The following is an 18,551-nucleotide window of genomic DNA, read 5'->3' as shown; positions in this document are numbered from 1 at the left end:
GCCACCTGTCACCTGTCACCCCATTCACCTCATCACCCACGAGCCGTACCTTTGCCCCACCATGCTCGATTTCACTGCCGACCTGCCCGCCCTCACCGGCGGCACCCTGCTGCTGGCCCCCGCCAGCCCCGCGCCCGTTCAGTCCCTGCTGCTGGATAGCCGCCGCGTCGGGCAGGCGGCCGGCAGCGCGTTTTTTGCGTTGCGCGGCCCCCAGCACAACGGCCACCGCTACCTGCCCGAGCTCTACCGGCAGGGCGTGCGCCTGTTCGTGGTAGATAGGGCAGAGGAAATCCCCGACGGCCTGCTGGCGTATCCGGAGGCAGGGTTTCTGCTCGTCGAGGATGCCCTGGCGGCCCTGCAGGCCGTAGCTGCCGCCCACCGCCGCCGCTTCCGCCTGCCCGTGCTCGGCATCACCGGCTCCAACGGCAAAACCATCGTCAAGGAGTGGCTGGCCCAGCTGCTGGCCCCCGATGAGCTGCTTTGCAAAAGCCCGCGCTCCTACAACTCGCAGGTGGGCGTGCCGCTCAGCGTCTGGGAGCTGAACACCACCCACACCCTCGGCATCTTCGAGGCGGGCATTTCGGAGCGCGGCGAAATGGCGCGCCTTGCCGCCGTCATGCAGCCCACTCTTGGCCTCTTCACCAACCTCGGCACCGCCCATGATGCCGGCTTCCGCAGCCCGCAGGAGAAAGTAGAAGAGAAAATGCAGCTCTTCCGCAACGTCGATACCCTTTTCTACTGCCTCGACCACGACCTGATTCACGCCGCGGCCCGCCAGCACCTGCCCGAATACCGAACCTTCACCTGGAGCCGCCAGCATCCGCACCTCGCTCACGTAGCCGTGACGGTGGCCGAAGCCTCCGCCGACCGTACCGTGGTGCGCGTGAGCATGGCCCGCCCGCTGCCCCAGGAGCACACCTTCACGCTGCCTTTCGCCGACGAACCTTCCGTCGAAAATGCCCTGCACGCCCTGTCTGTGCTGCTGTGGCACCAGGTGCCCACTGCCGACATCCAGCACCGCCTCGACCGGCTGCAGCCCGTGGCCATGCGCCTGGAAATGAAGCAGGCCCTCAACGACTGCTACGTCCTCGACGACACCTACAACAACGACCTCGCCGGCCTTTCCCTCGCCCTCGATGCTCTGGCCCGCCAGCCCCGCCGCGGCCGCCGCACCCTCATCCTCTCCGATGTGCTGGAGTCCGGCCTTGCCGGCCCCGAGCTCTACGCCCGCGCCGCCGCTCAGCTCGCCACCCACGGCGTCGACCGGCTCATCGGCATCGGAACCGAAATCCGGCTCCACCAGCTCGCCTTCCACGACGTAGAGCTGGCCTTCCACGACACCACCGAAGACTTCCTGCGCCACTTCCGCCCCGACGACTTCCGCCACGAAACCATCCTGGTGAAAGGCGCCCGCCGCTTCGGCTTCGAGCGGATTGTGGCCGCCTTCCAGCAGAAAATTCACGGCACGGTGCTGGAAGTCAACCTCGATGCGCTGGCCTACAACCTCAACTTCTACCGCCGCCGCCTGCAGCCCGGCACCAAACTCATGGTGATGGTGAAGGCCTTCGCCTACGGCAGCGGCTCGGCCGAAGTCGCCAACCTGCTCCAGTTTCACCGCGCCGACTACCTCGCCGTGGCCTACACCGACGAAGGCGTGGACCTGCGCCAGCAGGGCATCAGCCTGCCCGTCATGGTGATGAATCCCTCGCCCGACGCTTTCCAGAAGCTGCGCCAGTACCATCTGGAACCCGAAATCTACTCCTTCGAGCGGCTGCACGACTACCTGCGCGCCGCGCAGGAGCAACCGCTGCCCGCCATTCACCTCAAGCTCGATACCGGGATGCGCCGCCTCGGCTTCGCCGAAGAAGACCTGCCGGAACTCGTGCAGCTCCTGCGCGAAAACGCCGCGCATCTGCGTGTGGCCAGTGCCCTCACCCACCTCGCCGGCGCCGACGAAGAGCAGCACAACGACTTTTCGCGCCGCCAGCTGGCCGCCTTCCAGCGCATGGCGCCCGTGCTCGAAGAAGCCCTGGGCTACCCGATTATCAAACACGCCCTCAACTCAGCCGGCATCCTGCGCTTCCCCGAAGCCCACTTCGACATGGTGCGCCTCGGCATCGGGCTCTACGGTGTAGAGGCCAGTGGGCGGGAGCAGGACGCGCTGCAGCCCGTCAGCACGCTGCGCACCACCATTTCGCAGGTCAAAACCCTGCCGCCCGGCGAAACCGTGGGCTACGGCCGCCGCGGTCAGGCCGCCGACTTCGAGCGGCGCATTGCCACCCTGGCCATCGGCTACGCCGACGGCTACGACCGGCGCTTTGGCAACGGCACGGGCGAAGTCGTCATTCGGGGGCAGCGCGCCCCGCTTATCGGCAACGTCTGCATGGACATGTGCATGGCCGATGTCACGCACATCATTGGGGCCCAGGCCGGCGACACCGCCGAAATCTTCGGGCCGCAGCTGCCGCTGCCGGAGCTTTCCACCCGCATCGGCACCATCCCCTACGAGCTGCTGACCAACGTGAGCGAGCGGGTGAAGCGCGTATTCGTAGCCGAGTAATTCGTCGCAAGTCAGGTGCGTTGCGGCCGGCTTTCTGCCAGGAAAGCAGAATTCAATTTGGCATCGTAGCAATACAAAATGCAGATATAATTATCTTGCGGGAAATATCACATTGCCCATTCTCAGGTAGTTGCCGAATTGAGGTTCTTCCTGTTGCGCTCTACGCTCTCTTGTCTACACCTGTTGTATGAAATTAACGCTACCCGTATTCCTGATACGCACATTTTTGGTTTTGCTGCTTGCCGCCGCCGCACTGCCCGCCACCGCCGCTCCCGCCCTCGACGGGCTCTGGAAAGGCCCGCTGACTGTGCCGGGTGGCCAGCTGGAGGTCGTGTTTCGGCTGGTCAGCCTCACCGATGGTTCCTATTTCGCCACGCTTGATGTGCCGCTTCAGAAAGTAAGCCAGCTCTCCGTAACCGTGGAGTTGAAAGGTGACACGGTAATATTTGCGGCCGAAGAAGCTGGCAGCAGCTTTGTAGGCCGGCTGGCGCCCGATGGCAAGCAGATAGAAGGCCAGTGGCAGCAGCCGGGCCTGCACTCGCCGCTTACGCTGTCTTTTGCCGCTCCCGCCATCAATACGGCACCCAAAGCCCGCCTTACGCCGCCCTACCGCGAGGAAGAAGTGGCCTATGCCAACGACGCAGAGAACCTGCGCCTGGCGGGTATGCTGACCATTCCGGCCGGCCCGGGGCCGTTTCCGGCCGTGGTGCTGCTCTCGGGCGCCGGCCCGCACGACCGGGAAGGCACCGTGGGGGGCTATGCCATGATGGGCGTACTCGGCGACTACCTCACCCGCCGGGGCATTGCCGTGCTCCGCTTCGACGACCGGGGGGTGGGCGGCTCTACCGGCGAACTGGCGCAGGCTACCACGGCCAGCCTAGTGAGCGACGTGCAGGCCAGCCTTAACTATCTGCGCACCCGCTCCGAAATCAATCTGGGCCAGATTGGCGTGATTGGACACGGCGAGGGCGGCAACGTGGCGCTGCTGGCCGCCGCACAGCCGCTGCCGCCTGCTTTCGTCGTGACGCTGGCTGCTTACGGGGTGCCAGGCAGTGAACTGGCGGTGCAGCAGGAGAAAGCCCGCCTGCGTTCCTTGGGATTTGCCGACGCCCAGGTTGACCTGTCGACCAAGCGCCAGCAGAACATGTTCGAAGTCATTCGGAACACGCCGGACGGAGCGCAGGCCCGGGGCATAGTAGCCAACCTGCTCCGCCAGATCTATACGGGTACCGGCAATGAGGCTGTAGAGGCCAGTGCCGCCGCATTTACCTCGCCCCGCTACCGCTATTTCCTGGATTTTAACCCCGTGCAACAGCTGCCGCAAGTGAAATGCCCGGTGCTGCTGCTCAATGGCACCGCCGACGTGCAAGTGGCGCCCGAGCCCAATCTGGAGGGATTGTCCCGAGGCCTGCGCAACAGCCAAAGCGTAACCAGCAAGAAGCTGCTCGGGGTGAACCACCTTTTCCAGCCCAGCTACGCCGAGTGGCCCATTGTGAACGGCAAGCGGCAAGGCAACTTCTCGCCTGCAGCTCAGGAAATAATTCGTTCCTGGATTGTGGCCCACACAGCTCCGGCAAAATAAGCTTCCCATTTTTCCCGCTGACCAGTCTGCTACCTACGCGGGCTGGTCAGCTTCTTTCTCCCAACCCCCTTTTCTATGAAAAAGCATTTACTTACTGCTCTGGCAGCCACCACGCTGCTGGCTTCGGCCTGCAACGACCTGAAGAAACCCGAAGAAAAAGACCAGCTCAGCGAAGCTACCACGGATACGGCCGTCGTGGCCCGCGACGGCGCCACAGTAGCCGACGCGGCTGCTGCTACCGTGAGTGCTGCCGATGCAGCCTGGGACATGTCCAAAGCCAAGCTGGCGGACGTGGCCTACGAAGAAATTGACCTGCCCGAAATTTCGGTGCGCGGCGACGAGAAGTTCGGCGTGTATGGTCTGGAGGAAAGCGTGCTGTTTGACACCGACAAAGCCGACATCAAGCCTACCGCAACCCGGGCGCTGTCGGAAATTGCTGCTTCCATTGGCCGTCGCCACGGCAAAAGCCAAGTGCGCGTAATGGGCTTCGCTGATTCGCGCGGCGACAAAAGCTACAACCGCGAACTAAGCGCCAAGCGTGCCGAGGCCGTGAAGAAATGGCTGGCCATGAACGGTGGCATGGGCGACGCCCGCGTCAGCATCGAGCCCATGGGCGAGTCGGCGCCGGTGGCATCCAATGCCACGGCGGAAGGCCGCCAGCAGAACCGCCGCGTAGAAATTGCGGTAATTAAGTAGCCGAACAGCGGCCAAACAAAAAGGGCGGGCTCCGAGTGGAGCCCGCCCTTTTTGTTTGGCTACTTATATGGGGTTAGTCCTTAATCATGTCTACTTCCGCCTTAATCATGGCGTTGTAGCGCTGGCCGTTGCTGGAGAGCGTGAGCAGGCTCCAGCCCTTGCCCATAGTGTAGCTCCAGGTGCGGCTTTCCTTGAACTCGAAGGTAGGACGCATAATCTGGCCGTAGGGCGTGTAGGTGTCCATGAAGTTGGTGGTGTAGAACTTGTCGCCGCTCACAATCCACTCCATGGCTACGAAGAAGCCTTCGGTCGGGGCCTCAATGTTATAAGACGTCAGGTCTATGGTATACCAGGCGCCTCCTTTGGGGGCCGACACTACCACGTTTTCGGTGAGCAGGTCGGTGTTGGGCGAGTTGTAGTTGCCATCAGCCTTGTAAATCCGAACCCGGAAAGGCTCCCGTGGGAAGCCGTTTTCGCCGATGTAGAAGGAGGCCGAGCGGATGTTGCCGAGCTTCTTGCCCTTGTCGTTCTTCACGAAGAAGGCGTACTGGCTGCCGGGCATCCCCTGAATCATGCCTTCACCGGGCGTACTCGATTTAGAACCCAGGGCCAGGTCTTTCACCTTGCCGCCCTTTACGGTCACGTTCTGCAGCTCGATAACGCGCTTGGGCACCTCAATGATGATGTCAGTTTGGGAAACCCCGCGCTTCACCAGCACCGCCACACGTTTAAAGCCCAGCGCCAGCACAATGAGGGAGTCGTGGGCGCTTTTCTCAGGCGTAGCCATCTGAAAAAAGCCATACTCGTTGGTCAGGGCTCCGGTTTGCTCTTCTTTGAGGCCAATAGAAGCAAACGGAATCGGTTCCTTGGTCTTCTGGTCGACGATGCGGCCGGAAAGACGGTTCTCCTGGGCCATGCCTAGGGCCGGAAACAATAGGAGAAAAGTAAAAAAGGCAAGTAGGCGTTGAAGCATATGTAGGCAGACTAGTGTTATATGCCAAAATTAAAGTGATAATGCCGATATGTGGCAAGTATTCTTCAAATATTTATAAAGATGCAATTGCGGAAAGGAATAGTTATAGGGCAATCTGAGCGGCCGTTCTGATTGTAAGAGTACCAGCCTTTCAATTTTTGGCCGAAACCTAAATGGGTGGTACCTTTGTTTAAAGCAAGTCTAAATAACTCAGCTGCTATGTCCACAGTCACCACCTTTCCTCAAACCGCTGCCCGCCGGAGTGTAAAAGACCTGCAGCTGGGTGAGAGCGGCACAATCTGCTGCCTGCAGGACCCGGAAATGGCGCTGAAACTGCTGGAAATGGGCTGCATTCCGGGCACCCGGGTGCGCCTCAACAGCCGGGCCCCGCTGGGCTGCCCTATCACGCTGGTGGTAGGCGAGGCGGCTGATTACACTTTGTCGTTGCGCGTAAGCGAAGCGGCCACCATTTTGCTGAAGGAATAGCGTTATAATGAGTAGTAGTGCCGGAATTAAAACTGCTCCTGCCGGGCAGGCGGCTTCGGCCGCCGCGCTGGAAACAGCGGCCTCCCGGCTGCCGGGGCAGGGACGCCTGACGCGTATCGCGCTTATCGGCAACCCGAACTCCGGCAAAACGTCCCTGTTCAACCAGCTGACGGGCCTGAACCAGAAGGTTGGCAACTTCCCCGGCGTGACCGTGGACCGCAAAACGGGCGTGAGCCAGCTCACGGCGCAGCACCGCGCCGAAATCATCGACCTGCCCGGTACGTACTCGCTCTATCCCAAGAGCCTCGATGAAAAGGTCATCACCGATCTGCTCTACGACCGGGGCTCGGCGCAGTACCCCGACTTCGTGGTAGTGACGGCCGACGCCAGCAACCTGCGGCGCAATCTGCTGCTGTTCACGCAGCTCGCCGATCTGGGCCTGCCGGCCGTGCTGGCCCTGAACATGATGGACGTAGCCGAGCAGCACGGCATCAGCATCGACCTGGAGGCTCTGCAGTACGAGCTGGGCGTGCCGGTTATTCCCATGAATGCCCGCAAAGGCATTGGCGTGACGGCCCTTAAAATCGTTATAGCTCAGCAGCTGAATGCGCCTACGGTGTCCTTTTACGAGCCGGAGCCCGAATTGCTGCCCATGATCCGGCAGATCCGCTACTATTTCAACCTGCACAACGACTATCTGGCGCTGCACTACGCGCACCAGTTCCGCCAGATCAGCTTCCTGTCGGCCGACGACAAGGCCTATATTGCCGAGCTGGTGGCCAAGTACGAGTTTGAGCCGATGGCCCGGCAGGCGCAGGAAACCATAACCCGCTACAACAGTATCAACGAGCTGCTGCTGAATGCGGTATCAGTGACGCGCACGGAGAAAGCCGAGCCCTACAGCAACCGCATCGACCGGGTGCTGACGCACCGGGTGTGGGGCTACCTGATTTTCATGGCGGTGCTGTTCCTGCTGTTTCAGGCCGTGTTTGCCTGGGCCAGCTACCCTATGGAGCTCATTGACGAGGGCGTAGCCTGGATCAACAGCCTGATTCAAACCAACTTCGACGGCCCGCTCATCAGCCTGCTGACTGAGGGCGTGCTGGCAGGCTTAGGCGGCGTGCTGATTTTCATTCCGCAGATTGCGCTGCTGTTCGCCTTTATTGCGGTGCTCGAAGAAACCGGCTACATGGCCCGTGTCACGTTCATGATGGACCGCATCATGCGCAAGTTCGGACTGAACGGCAAGAGCGTGGTGCCCCTGATTTCGGGTATGGCCTGCGCTGTGCCGGCCATCATGAGCGCGCGCACCATCGAAAACCGCAAGGACCGCCTCATCACCATTTTCGTAACGCCGCTGATGAGCTGCTCGGCCCGGATTCCGGTGTATACCGTGCTGATTGGGCTGGTAGTGCCCGACGAGCCGGTGCTGGGCGTTTTCAACCTGCGTGGTGTGGCCCTGATGGGGCTGTATCTGCTCGGTTTCGTGTCGGCGGTAGCCTCGGCGTGGGCCATGAAGCTGCTGATGCGCACCACGGAACGCAGCTACTTCATCATGGAGTTTCCGGTGTACCGCTGGCCCCGCTGGAAAAACGTGGGCCTGACCATCATCGAAAAGGTGAAGGCCTTCGTGTTTCAGGCCGGCAAAGTTATTCTGGCTATTTCGGTGATATTGTGGGTGCTGGCCTCCTACGGCCCCGGCAATGCGCTGGAGCAGGCCGAAAGCCGGGCCCGCACTGCCGCCGTAGCGCAGGCCCTGACGCCCGAGGAAACGGAAAGCCGCGTGGCTTCTCAGAAGCTGGAAAGCTCCTACGCCGGCCGCTTCGGCCACCTCATCGAGCCCGCCATCCGCCCGCTGGGCTTCGACTGGAAAATCGGCATTTCACTGCTCACCTCGTTTGCCGCCCGCGAAGTATTTGTGGGCACCATGAGCACCATCTATAGCGTGGGGCAGGATGCGAATGAGCTGACCGTGCAGCAGAAGCTGGCCGCCGAAAAAGACGAAAACGGGCAGCCGTTCTTCACGGTGGCCCGCTCGGCGTCGCTGCTGGTATTCTACGTGTTTGCCATGCAGTGCATGAGCACGCTGGCGGCCACCTACCGCGAAACCAAAGGCTGGCAGTGGCCGCTGCTGCAGCTGATCTACATGACAGGCCTGGCCTATCTGGCGTCGTTGCTGGTGTATCAGGTGCTGAAATAGGGGTAGCTGATCCGTCAGGCCCCTACCAGAAATACGGCGGGCTGCTTATGGATTTCGGGCAGGCCTGCTTTGCGCCAGCCCGCTACCGTATTGGTGCGCACGTATTCTTCCGGGCCCGTGAGGCTGGCCGCAATGCAGAGCCGGGTGCTGCCGCTGAGCTGCGCCAGCAGGTCTTCGAGCAGCTGCATGTTGCGGTAGGGCGTCTCGATGAACAGCTGCGTCTGGTGCTGGGCCAGCGCTACTTTCTCCAGCTGCTTGATAGCTGCCGCCCGCCGGCTTCGCTCGATGGGCAGGTAGCCGTGAAACGCGAAGCTCTGCCCGTTCATGCCCGAAGCCATGAGCGCCAGCAGCAGCGACGACGGCCCCACCAACGGGACCACCCGGATACCGGCCTGATGCGCCGCCCGTGCCAGCTCGGCGCCGGGGTCGGCAATGCCGGGGCAGCCGGCTTCCGAAATGACACCTGCATCCTGGCCACTGAGCAGCGGCTGCAGGGCCGCCTTTATCTGAGCCTCGGTACTGTCCTTGTCGATGACGCTGATGCGTAGCTCCTCAATCACCTGGGCGGGCGCTACGCTTTTGATGAATCGCCGGGCCGTGCGCGCATTCTCCACCAGAAAATAGGCCAGTGCGGCCACCCGCTCCGCCACTTGCGGGGGCAGCACCTGCGCGGCCGTATCATCGGCCAGAATGGTAGGAATGAGGTATAGGGTGCCGGTTTTCAAGAGCAGGGAGGGTTAAAAAGAGGAAGTAGCAGGCAGCTCAGGCTGGGCGCCGTTTGGGAGCAGAAACTCAGCTCTTGGCGAAGGCATCAACCAGCCCAAACACTTCGTCGGGCTTTTCGGCGTGCACCCAATGGCCGGCGTCCACTATGGTTTCTACCTGCGAGTTCGGGAACAGCGGCGGAATACCGTATAGTTTGTCTTCGGTGGTGATGTAGTCGGATTTGCCGCCCCGGATAAACAGTGCGGGCTTCATAAAGGGCTGCGGGGCCGTTATTTCGGCGCCTACGGCCAGCATGTTGCTGGTCAGGGCGGCCAGGTTCTGGCGCCACGCGAAGGAGTTGTCTTCCTGCCGGTATAGATTCTTGAGCAGGAACTGGCGCACGCCGGGCTGCCGGATATGTTGGGCCAGCGCCTCATCGGCCTGCTGCCGGCTTTCGAGCTGCGCCAACGGCACCGCATTCAGGCCTTCTATAATATCATCCTGATGCTCCATGGACGAGGCGCGCGGAGCAATGTCAATAACGATGAGCCGGGCCAGCCGGTCGGGGTGATGGAGGGCGAAGTGCATGGCTACTTTGCCGCCCATACTGTGGCCCAGTAGCGTAGTTTCGGGGTCTAGCTGCAGGCTGTCGAACAAGGCCAGCACATCCTGGCTCATGAGCTCATAGGTGTGCTCGGGCGTATGGAAGGACCGGCCGTGGTTGCGCAAATCGACGCTGATGACGCGGTGGCCGGCGTCGGCCCAGCGCCGGCCCAGCGTCTGCCAGTTGTCGAGGGTGCCGAATAGGCCGTGCAGGACGACCAGCGGCGTACCCTGGCCTTGTTCGCGGTGATGAAGCTGCATATGCAAAGGCAAAGTGAGAAGGGCAAAGGTCGGGAGTAGCGGGCAAACCTGCGCCGCTACGCTAGCTAACCGGTGGTGCCGGCAAGTGTACGTACGCCGTAGTGCCTTCGCCGGGCGCGCTCTGCAATGATAATGTGCCCTGCAGCCGCTCGGCAAAAGCCCGGCACAGCGGTATTCCCAGGCCGGTGCCGGAGCGGCTGTTGCGGTTGGCCGTCAGGGCGGGCACTGAAGCGTTGCTGCTGAGCAGGGTTGCAATCTGGCCGGCATCCATTCCGCGGCCGGAATCAGCCACGGAAAGCAGCACACCGGCACCGTCGGGAGCGGGCCGGGCCGAAAGGGCAATACGCCCGCCGGCAGGCGTAAATTTGAGCGCATTGCCCACCAGGTTGCGCAGAATTGTGCGCGTCATGTTGCGGTCGGCCCACACGCGCAGGTCTGCGGCGGCGAGGGTGCTTAGCTCAATCTGCTTGGCCTGGGCGGTAGTCCGGTACAGTTCTTCTATTTCAGCAAACAGCGAATCGACAGGCAAAGCTTCGGGCTGACTGACCAGTTCCCCAGTCTGGCTGACCGCCCAGTTGAGCAGGTTGTCGAGCAGGCCGTTGAGGCTTTGCGCCGATTGGCGCACCAGCGCCGGCAAACGGCGCAGGCCGTTTTCGTCGCCCTGCCGCAGATAGAACTCAATCAGCTCCGTAACGCCCACGAACGACGTGACGGGCCCGCGCAGGTCGTGGGCTACAATAGCGTAGAGCCGGTCTTTGGAAGCCGCTACTTCGCGTAGCTCGTGGGTGGCGTGCTGCAGGGCCGCATTGTTGGTGGCCAGCGCCGCCCGGCTTTTGCGGAGCTGGGTATACAGCACGCCCATGCCGCCCAGCCCCAGCACCAGCGCGCCCACCACGGTCCACAACTCCCGGTTGCGGTGCTGCTGCATCTCGCCGCGCTGGGTGAGCAGCCGGATCTGGCTTTCCTTCTCTTTGGTATCGTAGCGGGTTTGCAGGGCAGCCAGCGTATTCAGGCGCGAGAGGCTGTTGAGCGAGTCGTTCAGCTCCCGAAACCGCATTTCCCAGCCGAGCGCCTGCTGATACTGCTGCCGCCGCTCACTGATTTCGGCCATGATGTTGTACCCCTCACGCAAGCCTTCCTGGTAGCCCGATTGCCGGGAAAGCAGCAGGGCGCGGCGGGTCAGCGTTTCGGCTTCCGGCAGCTGGTCTTTGAGCAAAAGCACTACGGCCAGTAACTCCAGGTGGCCCGCCTCAATCCGCGGGATGTGCAGCGGCTCGGCCAGCGTAATAGCTCGGCGCAACAGTCCTTCAGCCGTATTGAGGCGGCCCTGTTGGTAGTAGAAAGTGCCCAGATGCGCCAGATACAGCGATTCTCCGGGCTTGTCGCCGCTGGTGCGGGCCATGTTGAGGGCCCGCCGGGTGTAGAGCAGCGCCTGCGGGTAGTTGCGCAGGTAGGAGTGCAGGTTGCCCAGATTGCCGAACAGCAGCAGCCGCGTATTAGCGCGGACACCTTTGGCGTACGCCAGCCGGAGGGCCTGGGTGTAGTTCTGCAGGGCACTTACGGTATCGTCGCGCTCGTGGTGTACGCCCCCAATGCTGGTGTAAGCGCGCACTATACCGTCGTTGTCGTGTAGCTGGCGGGCCAGAGTCAGAGCCTGTTGCTGCAGCTGCAGGGCATAAGGCGCGTCGGAGAGGTTGGCGTAGCAGCTGCCCAGGTTCAGCAGGCTGCGAAGCAGGCCCGGCGGGTCGGGCAGGGCAGTGGCCAGGCGCACTGCCTGTTCGCCGTAGGCCAGGGCTTGCGTTGGGCTGGTATCGTGCAGTTCGTAGCAGAGAGCGGCCAGCAGCCGGACCCGGGCCGTATCGGTGGGGTGAGCGGCCAGCTGGCTCTTGAGCCTGGTGATGGTTGCGGCGCTGGCTGGCGGTGCTGTGGCAAGTACGGGAAGCCCCACACTAATAAAGCACAACAGTAAAGCCCAGCGTAACACCCGCCCCATCAGGAAGAAATTCAAAAAACAAATATAGCTGCCGTGCGGCTACTTCTGGAATAGGTTGCTGGCAAGGACCTGCCAGGAGACGAGCAGTAGCTTTGCTGCATGGAGTTTAGGCGTCAGGTACTCGCTATAGGCCTTCCCTAAGCCGGCGCATGGCTGGCTTAGGAAGCGGGGCTGTGTGTTCGGATTATGCAAAACAGCTGCTGGCTGGTATGCAGGCTGGTGTTGCGCAGGAATTCAGCCAGTGGCCCCAGTTTCAGTAGCAGCGAAGTAAGCGTGAGCACCTGTCCGCCGCTAAGATGAAGCTGCAGGTACTCGTAGTTGCTCCAGAACAGGCGGCGCGATGTACAGCGCACATGCTCCACCCGCACCAGGTCGGAGCGGCCGAACGGAATGCGCTGGCCGCCTTGGTATACCTCCAGCACGTTCTGCTTGGGCTCGAAAACGACGGCCGTGGCCTGATTGTGCGCGTAATACTGCAGGTGCAGCAGCAGCGCCGGCGCCGCAAAGCCCAGCACCAGCGCCGAAAATACCAGCAGCAGCACCAGCTCGAACGTAGAAATGGCGTCGGCAAACAGGAACGAGGCCAGAAACGGAAGCCCCATGCTCAGGCACAGCAGCGGCCAGAACAACAGCGCCACCTGCCGCTGAAACGTGAGCGTGAACGTGTGGCGCTTGCCGGTAAACAGCCCCGTCAGCAGCCGCAGCCCTACCAGCAGCGCCATCACTACGGCCCCAAACTCCAGCAGGGGCCGTAGCAGTGCAAATGTCTTCACCGGCCCTTAGCGTACCTGAATCCAGGGCTCGCCAGCCTGATGCTCGCGCAGGGTACCAAACGGCTCCAGCGCCAGCCCGTGCCGCGCGAAAACCGCCTGCACTTCGGCCCGGCCGGCCGGCTCCACGCACACCAGCAAGCCCCCCGACGTTTGCGGGTCGCAGAGCCAGACGCGCTGCTCGTCAGAGAGGCTGCCGATTTTGTGGCCGTAGGAGTCCCAGTTGCGCACTGTGCCGCCCGGAATGGATTTCTGGGCGTAGTATTCGGCCGCTTCCGCCAGCAGCGGCACCTTGCTGAACTCAATGTCGGCAGTCAGCCCGCTGCCTTCGCACACCTCCGAGAGGTGGCCCAGCAGCCCGAAGCCCGTTACATCGGTCATGGCGCGCACGGCCTGCAGGCGGCCCAGCTCTTCGCCTATTTTGTTGAGCTGCATCATGCTTTGCGGGGCAATCTGCTCATGCTCGGGGCGCAGAATGCCGCGTTTCTGCGCTGTGGTGAGCATGCCCACGCCCAGGGGCTTGGTCAGAAACAGCTCACAGCCCGCCGTGGCGGTATCGTTCTGCTTCAGGTTCTTGATGTCGAGCAGGCCCGTGACGGCCAGTCCAAAAATAGGCTCGGGCGAGTCGATGCTGTGGCCGCCGGCCAGCGGAATTCCGGCCTCGGCGCAGATGCTGCGGCTGCCCTCAATTACGCGGCGTGCTACCTCCGGGGCCAGCTTATCAATGGGCCAGCCCAGCACGGCAATGGCCATGACGGGGCGCCCGCCCATGGCGTACACATCAGAAATGGCGTTGGCAGAGGCAATCCGGCCGAAATCGTAGGCATCATCCACAATCGGCATGAAGAAGTCGGTGGTGCTGATGATGGCCTGCCCGCCGCCAATATCATACACGGCTGCATCATCGCGCGAGGAGTTGCCCACCAGCAGCTGCGCATCGTGGGGCTGCGGAATGCTGGTGTGCAGAATCTGGTCGAGGACCTTGGGCGCAATTTTGCAGCCGCAGCCGGCCCCGTGGCTGTATTGCGTCAGGCGAATCTGGTCGGGAGAGGTTTCGGGTGTATTCATCGGAGAGGGAGTGCGGGGTAGGAGAGTGAGCCTGGGGCCAGTCAGTAGTTCAGCTTGAAATCAGCCGTTGAGCATGGCGGCCGGCCAGTTCTTTTGAGCGGCTGCCAGCACCAGCTCGGCATTTACGGCTGCGTCGCAGGTATCGGAGGGCACCCGGACGGCGGGGCGGCCGCTGAGGCCGTGGGAATAGGTTTTGTCGTAGTAGTCGAGCACGAGGCTGACCATTTTCTCCATATCGTCTTCGGCAATAGCGGCCAGCGCCTCTTTGGTGGCCAGCCCGCCCAGCCGCTTACGAATCCGCAGAACGGAAGACGCCAGCGCGCCGGCATCCTGGCGGCCATACTCTTCGGCGAGCTTGCGCACGCGCACTTCCCGCGGAATCTCCAGCAGCACGAGCGGAGCCTGCTGCATCTGCTGGAACAAGGGCGGCGGCACGTGCACGCTGCCAATCGTGCGGCTTTCGTCTTCCACCCATACCGGCTTTTCTGCCTCCATATGCGCCAGCTGCAAGGCCAGATCATTCTCGAACTGCTCCTGCGTGGGCTGGCTGGGCTGCCCGATGCTGCCAAACGCCGAGCCTTTGTGGCTGGCCAGTCCTTCCAGATCAAGCACGGGCTGCCGGGCGCTGAGGGCGTGCAGCACGGCGGTTTTGCCGGAGCCGGTGAGGCCGCCCAGCACCAGCAGTGGCCTAGGGCGCTCAAACTCCTGCAACACCCACCGGCGGTACTCCTTATAGCCTTTGTCGAGGAGCTGCACCTGAAACCCGGCCAGCTCCAGCAGCCACTGCACGGCGCCGCTGCGCATGCCGCCGCGCCAGCAGTGCAGCCGCACCTGCTTGCCAGGCGCCAGCTTTTGGGCCTGCTGCACCATCCGGCTCATTTTCGGCCCAAACAGGTCCAGGCCCAGCAGCACGGCTTTGTCGGGATTTACCTGCTTATACATCGTGCCGATACGTGCACGCTCCTCGTCTGAAAACAGCGGGAAGCTCACGGCCCCGGGAATGTGGCCCTGCGCGTATTCCAGCGGTGCCCGGGCATCCAGAATAGGCGCGCCGGAGTCGTCTTGCAGAAAATCCTGGATGGTAAGTCGGGGCATTATATAGGGCTGAGGATCCGGGGTTGATGCGTCAAGCTGCTTGCTTATACCAGCTGCCGGCGGTAGAGCTGAATCGTGTTTTCCAGGCCCAGGTACAGCGCGTCACAGATCAGGGCGTGGCCAATGCTGACTTCCTCCAGGCCGGGCAGGTTCTGCTTCAGATAGGCCAGGTTGTCGAGGTCCAGGTCGTGGCCGGCGTTCAGGCCCAGTCCGAGCTGCTGGGCCAGCACGGCGGCCGTCTGGTAGGGGGCCAGCGCGGCGGCGGGGTCGGTGGGGTAGAGGCGGGCGTAGTCTTCGGTGTAGAGCTCAATCCGGTCGGTGCCGGTAGCTACGGCGGCCTTCACCATCTCCGGGCTGGGGTCGAGGAAGATACTGACGCGGCAGCCCAGCGCCTTAAGCTCCTGTACCACCCCGATCAGGAAAATCTGGTGCCGCACCGTGTCCCAGCCGGCGTTCGACGTAATGGCGTCGGGCGCGTCAGGCACTAGGGTCACCTGCTCGGGCCGCACTTCGCGCACCAGGTTCAGGAAGTCGGGCGTGGGGTTGCCTTCGATGTTCAGCTCGGTGGTCACTACGGCTTTCAGGTCGCGCACGTCCTGATAGCGGATGTGCCGCTCATCCGGCCGCGGATGCACCGTAATACCCTGCGCCCCGAACCGCTCACAGTCGCGGGCGGCCTGCAGCAGGTCGGGGCGGTTGTGGCCGCGGGCGTTCCGCAGGGTGGCTATTTTATTTATGTTTACGCTAAGCTTGGTCATGCGTAGGAAGAATTAGCGGGGTGGTACGTAGCCAAAGATACGCACCCAAACCAGCGCCCTGCCGTTCCGGTTTCCGGGCGGCAGCTTTCGCGGCGGCCTTAGTACGTCGCCTTGCGGCAAAAAACGTAATCTTGCACCTCATTTCCCCTGACTTATGGCTCTGAAAGAAACCATCGACGCTGATATCAAGAAGGCCATGCTGGCCAAAGACAAAGTACGCCTGACCACGCTGCGCAGCATCAAGTCGCAGATTCTGCTGGCCGAAACCGCCGAGGGCCAGCACGGCGCGGCCCTCTCGCCGGAAGCCGAAATCAAGCTCCTGACCAAGCAGGCCAAGCAGCGCCGCGAGGCCGCCGAAACCTACCAGAAGCAGTTCCGCTCCGACCTCGAAGAAGTGGAGCTCAACGAGCTGGCCATCATCGAGGAATACCTGCCCCAGCAGCTTTCTGAGGCCGATTTGGTGGAAATCATTGTGGGCATCATTCAGCGCGTGGGCGCCACCGGCCCCTCCGACCTGGGCAAGGTGATGGGCGTAGCGGCGCGTGAGCTGGCTGGCAAAGCCGATGGCCGGGTGATTTCGCAGGTGGTCAGCAACCTGCTCAATAACACTAACCTGTAAAGCCTTCAGCAATAGGCTGCTGCAGGATAGGAGTGGCGCTCCGGTAGAAGGCAACTAACCTGCCGGAGCGCCAACCTCACTAGCTCGTCTTCGCCTTCTATGTCCGCTTTCGATATTCTGCTGCTACTTCCGTTGGGCATCGGGGCCGTGAAGGGCTTCCGGCGGGGGCTGGTGCTGGAAGTTGCCTCGCTGCTGGCGTTTATACTGGGCGCCATTGGCGGGCTGGTGCTGCTCAACGATGCCATTCCGCTGGTGCGGCACTATGTGGGCGAGGCGTTCGGGCTGCTGCCGTTCGTGACGTTTGTGCTGGTGTTCGTGGCCATTGTGTGGGGCGTGCATCTGCTGGGCAGCTTCGTGAAAAAAGCGGTTCACCTCACACCCCTCGGCATGCTCGACAACCTGGGCGGCGGGCTGGCGGGCGTGCTGAAGTGGGTGCTGGGCCTGAGCCTACTGCTGCACGGCGTTGGTATGGCGGGCGTGCAGCTGATTGCGCCCACGCTCCTTACCGATTCGCAGGTGCTGCCGCTGGTGCATCAGGCTACTCCCGTTGCGCTGGAAATTGTGGGGTTTATACTGCCGTTTGCCGGCACCCTGCTTGATCGGCTGCGGGAAGCTTTTACGGTGGTATAGCCGGGCAGCCTGCGTAAGTTGTTTACAGGATAAGCCACGCTGCTGCTTCGTTTCTGCCACTCCATGCGCCTGCTGCTACTCGATAACTTCGATTCATTCACCTACAACCTGCTGGACTATTTCCGGCAGCTGGGTTGTGAGGTGGAAGTAGTGCGCAACGACGTGCCGGCGGCGGCGCTGCAGGAGCACCAGTTCGATGCGCTGGTATTGTCGCCGGGGCCCGGTACGCCGGCTGCGGCGGGCAACCTGCTGCAGGTGCTGGCCGACTGGCACCAGCGGGTGCCGGTGCTGGGCGTGTGCCTGGGCCATCAGGCGCTGGGAGAATTTTTTGGGGCTACGCTAAGCCGGGCCGCCCGGCCCATGCACGGCAAAGTCACGGAGCTGCGCGTTGCCACCAACGACCCACTGTTCCGGGGCCTGCCCGCGCAGCTGCCCGTCACGCGCTACCACTCCCTGATTGTGAAGGACCTGCCGCCCACCCTGCGCGCACTGGCCCACACCGCCGATGCCGAGCAGGAAATAATGGCGCTGCGCCACACCACGCTGCCTTTGGTGGGCGTGCAGTTTCACCCCGAGGCGCTGCTTACCACGCACGGCCTGGCCATGCTGCGCAATTGGGTTCGGTATTGTATCATTGTAGAAGAGGGCAAGCCGGTTTCTCATCCTCCGGCGGCACGTTGAGACGATGGAATTGCAGATTAAAGCACACGACGATTTTCAGTACGTAGATGAGGGCAGTGGCTCCACGCTGTTGTTGCTGCATGGCCTGTTTGGGGCACTCAGCAACTGGCAGGAAGTCGTAGCCGAGTTCAGCCGCTCCTATCGGGTCATCATTCCGCTACTGCCCATCTATGATATGCCCCTGACGCAGGCTGGTGTACCGGGCCTGGTGAAATACGTGGAAGGCTTCGTACGGGCCATCGGCCTCGCCGAGCCGGTTACGGTGCTCGGCAACTCGCTGGGCGGCCACGTAGGGCTGGAATACACGCTCCGCAACCCCGAGCGGGTGTCGCGGCTGGTGCTCACCGGCAGCAGCGGCCTGTTCGAAGACAGCATGGGGGGCTCATTTCCCAAGCGCGGCAACTATGCTTACGTGCAGGAACGAGTGGCCTACACCTTCTACGACCCGGCCGTAGCCACGCCGGAACTGGTAGATGAAGTGTTCAGCATCACCAATTCCAACGTCAAGTGCCTGCGCATCATCAGTATTGCGCGCTCGGCGCAGCGGCACAACCTGGGCAAGGAGCTCGGCCGCATCAAGGTGCCTACGCTGCTGGTGTGGGGCCTGAACGACACAATTACACCGCCGCTGGTAGCGCACGAGTTCCACCGTCTCATCCGAAACTCCGAGCTGCGCTTCCTCGACCATTGCTGCCATGCCCCGATGATGGAGCGCCCGCAGGCGTTTAATGCACTGCTTCAGCAATTTCTTGTTCACACCGAAGGCGCTTTGGTAAGCTAAACTACCGGCGGAAGCAGGCTGTTTTTGGTGCAGGCGCTGGGCCGCTGCCATCTGGCCCGATGCTTGTGCAAAACCTTTTACCTAAAAATC

17 protein-coding genes are annotated in these 18,551 nt (G+C 62.2%); 9 read left to right on the top strand and 8 right to left on the bottom strand.

What is annotated here, in order from left to right; genetic code table 11:
• Positions 1-61 precede the first annotated feature (61 nt).
• The 3 genes from BUE15_RS00570 (at position 62) to BUE15_RS00560 (ending at position 4,838) form a co-directional block, all read left to right on the top strand.
• Positions 62-2,560 (top strand): bifunctional UDP-N-acetylmuramoyl-tripeptide:D-alanyl-D-alanine ligase/alanine racemase, encoded by a 2,499-nt coding sequence (locus BUE15_RS00570; protein WP_073280750.1) that lies wholly within the window; start codon positions 62-64, stop codon positions 2,558-2,560.
• 187 nt (positions 2,561-2,747) lie between these two features.
• A complete protein-coding gene (locus BUE15_RS00565; protein ID WP_084548722.1) occupies positions 2,748-4,142 on the top strand; it encodes an alpha/beta hydrolase family protein in 1,395 nt (464 codons plus the stop codon).
• A gap of 75 nt (positions 4,143-4,217) precedes the next feature.
• Positions 4,218-4,838 (top strand): OmpA family protein, encoded by a 621-nt coding sequence (locus tag BUE15_RS00560; protein WP_073280748.1) that lies wholly within the window; start codon positions 4,218-4,220, stop codon positions 4,836-4,838.
• A gap of 73 nt (positions 4,839-4,911) precedes the next feature.
• On the opposite strand, the gene BUE15_RS00555 is transcribed toward BUE15_RS00560, so the two are convergent.
• Positions 4,912-5,772: a carboxypeptidase-like regulatory domain-containing protein gene (locus tag BUE15_RS00555; RefSeq protein ID WP_211617554.1), complete on the bottom strand. Its 861-nt coding sequence runs from the start codon at positions 5,770-5,772 to the stop codon at positions 4,912-4,914.
• 258 nt (positions 5,773-6,030) lie between these two features.
• Between BUE15_RS00555 and BUE15_RS00550 the strand changes: the two genes are divergently transcribed.
• Both BUE15_RS00550 and feoB read left to right on the top strand, forming a co-directional pair.
• On the top strand, positions 6,031-6,297 hold the full coding sequence (locus BUE15_RS00550) for a FeoA family protein (RefSeq protein ID WP_073280746.1): 267 nt from the start codon (positions 6,031-6,033) through the stop codon (positions 6,295-6,297).
• 7 nt (positions 6,298-6,304) lie between these two features.
• Positions 6,305-8,497 carry a ferrous iron transport protein B gene (feoB, locus tag BUE15_RS00545; RefSeq protein WP_084548720.1) on the top strand — a complete coding sequence of 731 codons (2,193 nt, stop codon included), beginning with the start codon at positions 6,305-6,307 and terminating at the stop codon, positions 8,495-8,497.
• A 14-nt stretch (positions 8,498-8,511) separates the two neighbouring features.
• Here feoB and BUE15_RS00540 read toward each other — a convergent pair whose 3' ends face one another.
• From BUE15_RS00540 to BUE15_RS00510, 7 genes are all read right to left on the bottom strand, one after another.
• On the bottom strand, positions 8,512-9,222 hold the full coding sequence (locus BUE15_RS00540; RefSeq protein ID WP_073280745.1) for an SAM-dependent methyltransferase: 711 nt from the start codon (positions 9,220-9,222) through the stop codon (positions 8,512-8,514).
• A 67-nt stretch (positions 9,223-9,289) separates the two neighbouring features.
• Positions 9,290-10,066 (bottom strand): alpha/beta fold hydrolase, encoded by a 777-nt coding sequence (locus BUE15_RS00535; protein ID WP_073280744.1) that lies wholly within the window; start codon positions 10,064-10,066, stop codon positions 9,290-9,292.
• A 61-nt stretch (positions 10,067-10,127) separates the two neighbouring features.
• On the bottom strand, positions 10,128-12,014 hold the full coding sequence (locus BUE15_RS00530; RefSeq protein WP_073280743.1) for a sensor histidine kinase: 1,887 nt from the start codon (positions 12,012-12,014) through the stop codon (positions 10,128-10,130).
• A gap of 203 nt (positions 12,015-12,217) precedes the next feature.
• Positions 12,218-12,832, bottom strand: coding sequence for a PH domain-containing protein (locus tag BUE15_RS00525; protein ID WP_139252059.1), 615 nt, complete (start codon positions 12,830-12,832; stop codon positions 12,218-12,220).
• Positions 12,833-12,838: 6 nt separating this feature from the next.
• On the bottom strand, positions 12,839-13,897 hold the full coding sequence (selD, locus tag BUE15_RS00520; protein ID WP_073280741.1) for a selenide, water dikinase SelD: 1,059 nt from the start codon (positions 13,895-13,897) through the stop codon (positions 12,839-12,841).
• Positions 13,898-13,957: 60 nt separating this feature from the next.
• A complete protein-coding gene (mnmH, locus tag BUE15_RS00515; protein WP_073280740.1) occupies positions 13,958-14,992 on the bottom strand; it encodes a tRNA 2-selenouridine(34) synthase MnmH in 1,035 nt (344 codons plus the stop codon).
• Between the two features lie 44 nt (positions 14,993-15,036).
• On the bottom strand, positions 15,037-15,750 hold the full coding sequence (locus BUE15_RS00510; RefSeq protein WP_073280739.1) for a pyridoxine 5'-phosphate synthase: 714 nt from the start codon (positions 15,748-15,750) through the stop codon (positions 15,037-15,039).
• A 154-nt stretch (positions 15,751-15,904) separates the two neighbouring features.
• Here BUE15_RS00510 and BUE15_RS00505 point away from each other — a divergent pair, with 154 nt between their 5' ends.
• From BUE15_RS00505 to BUE15_RS00490, 4 genes are all read left to right on the top strand, one after another.
• Positions 15,905-16,369 carry a GatB/YqeY domain-containing protein gene (locus tag BUE15_RS00505; RefSeq protein WP_073280738.1) on the top strand — a complete coding sequence of 155 codons (465 nt, stop codon included), beginning with the start codon at positions 15,905-15,907 and terminating at the stop codon, positions 16,367-16,369.
• Between the two features lie 99 nt (positions 16,370-16,468).
• Positions 16,469-16,999, top strand: a complete 531-nt coding sequence (locus BUE15_RS00500; RefSeq protein WP_073280737.1) for a CvpA family protein — start codon at positions 16,469-16,471, stop codon at positions 16,997-16,999.
• 63 nt (positions 17,000-17,062) lie between these two features.
• Positions 17,063-17,680 (top strand): anthranilate synthase component II, encoded by a 618-nt coding sequence (locus BUE15_RS00495; protein WP_073280736.1) that lies wholly within the window; start codon positions 17,063-17,065, stop codon positions 17,678-17,680.
• A 4-nt stretch (positions 17,681-17,684) separates the two neighbouring features.
• On the top strand, positions 17,685-18,461 hold the full coding sequence (locus BUE15_RS00490; protein ID WP_073280735.1) for an alpha/beta fold hydrolase: 777 nt from the start codon (positions 17,685-17,687) through the stop codon (positions 18,459-18,461).
• Positions 18,462-18,551 lie beyond the last annotated feature (90 nt).

The sequence above is a fragment of the Hymenobacter psychrotolerans DSM 18569 genome (assembly GCF_900142395.1).
Taxonomy (GTDB): Bacteria; Bacteroidota; Bacteroidia; order Cytophagales; family Hymenobacteraceae; genus Hymenobacter; species Hymenobacter psychrotolerans.
This window is presented reverse-complemented; position numbering and strand designations above follow the sequence as displayed.

What these genes read in the sequence shown, in the direction of transcription:
- BUE15_RS00570 (WP_073280750.1), top strand. Translation starts at nt 62, where the DNA reads ATGCTCGATTTCACTGCCGACCTGCCCGCCCTCACCGGCGGCACCCTG.
- BUE15_RS00565 (WP_084548722.1), top strand. Translation starts at nt 2,748, where the DNA reads ATGAAATTAACGCTACCCGTATTCCTGATACGCACATTTTTGGTTTTG.
- BUE15_RS00560 (WP_073280748.1), top strand. Translation starts at nt 4,218, where the DNA reads ATGAAAAAGCATTTACTTACTGCTCTGGCAGCCACCACGCTGCTGGCT.
- BUE15_RS00550 (WP_073280746.1), top strand. Translation starts at nt 6,031, where the DNA reads ATGTCCACAGTCACCACCTTTCCTCAAACCGCTGCCCGCCGGAGTGTA.
- feoB (WP_084548720.1), top strand. Translation starts at nt 6,305, where the DNA reads ATGAGTAGTAGTGCCGGAATTAAAACTGCTCCTGCCGGGCAGGCGGCT.
- BUE15_RS00535 (WP_073280744.1), bottom strand. Translation starts at nt 10,066, where the DNA reads ATGCAGCTTCATCACCGCGAACAAGGCCAGGGTACGCCGCTGGTCGTC.
- selD (WP_073280741.1), bottom strand. Translation starts at nt 13,897, where the DNA reads ATGAATACACCCGAAACCTCTCCCGACCAGATTCGCCTGACGCAATAC.
- mnmH (WP_073280740.1), bottom strand. Translation starts at nt 14,992, where the DNA reads ATGCCCCGACTTACCATCCAGGATTTTCTGCAAGACGACTCCGGCGCG.
- BUE15_RS00510 (WP_073280739.1), bottom strand. Translation starts at nt 15,750, where the DNA reads ATGACCAAGCTTAGCGTAAACATAAATAAAATAGCCACCCTGCGGAAC.
- BUE15_RS00505 (WP_073280738.1), top strand. Translation starts at nt 15,905, where the DNA reads ATGGCTCTGAAAGAAACCATCGACGCTGATATCAAGAAGGCCATGCTG.
- BUE15_RS00500 (WP_073280737.1), top strand. Translation starts at nt 16,469, where the DNA reads ATGTCCGCTTTCGATATTCTGCTGCTACTTCCGTTGGGCATCGGGGCC.
- BUE15_RS00495 (WP_073280736.1), top strand. Translation starts at nt 17,063, where the DNA reads ATGCGCCTGCTGCTACTCGATAACTTCGATTCATTCACCTACAACCTG.
- BUE15_RS00490 (WP_073280735.1), top strand. Translation starts at nt 17,685, where the DNA reads ATGGAATTGCAGATTAAAGCACACGACGATTTTCAGTACGTAGATGAG.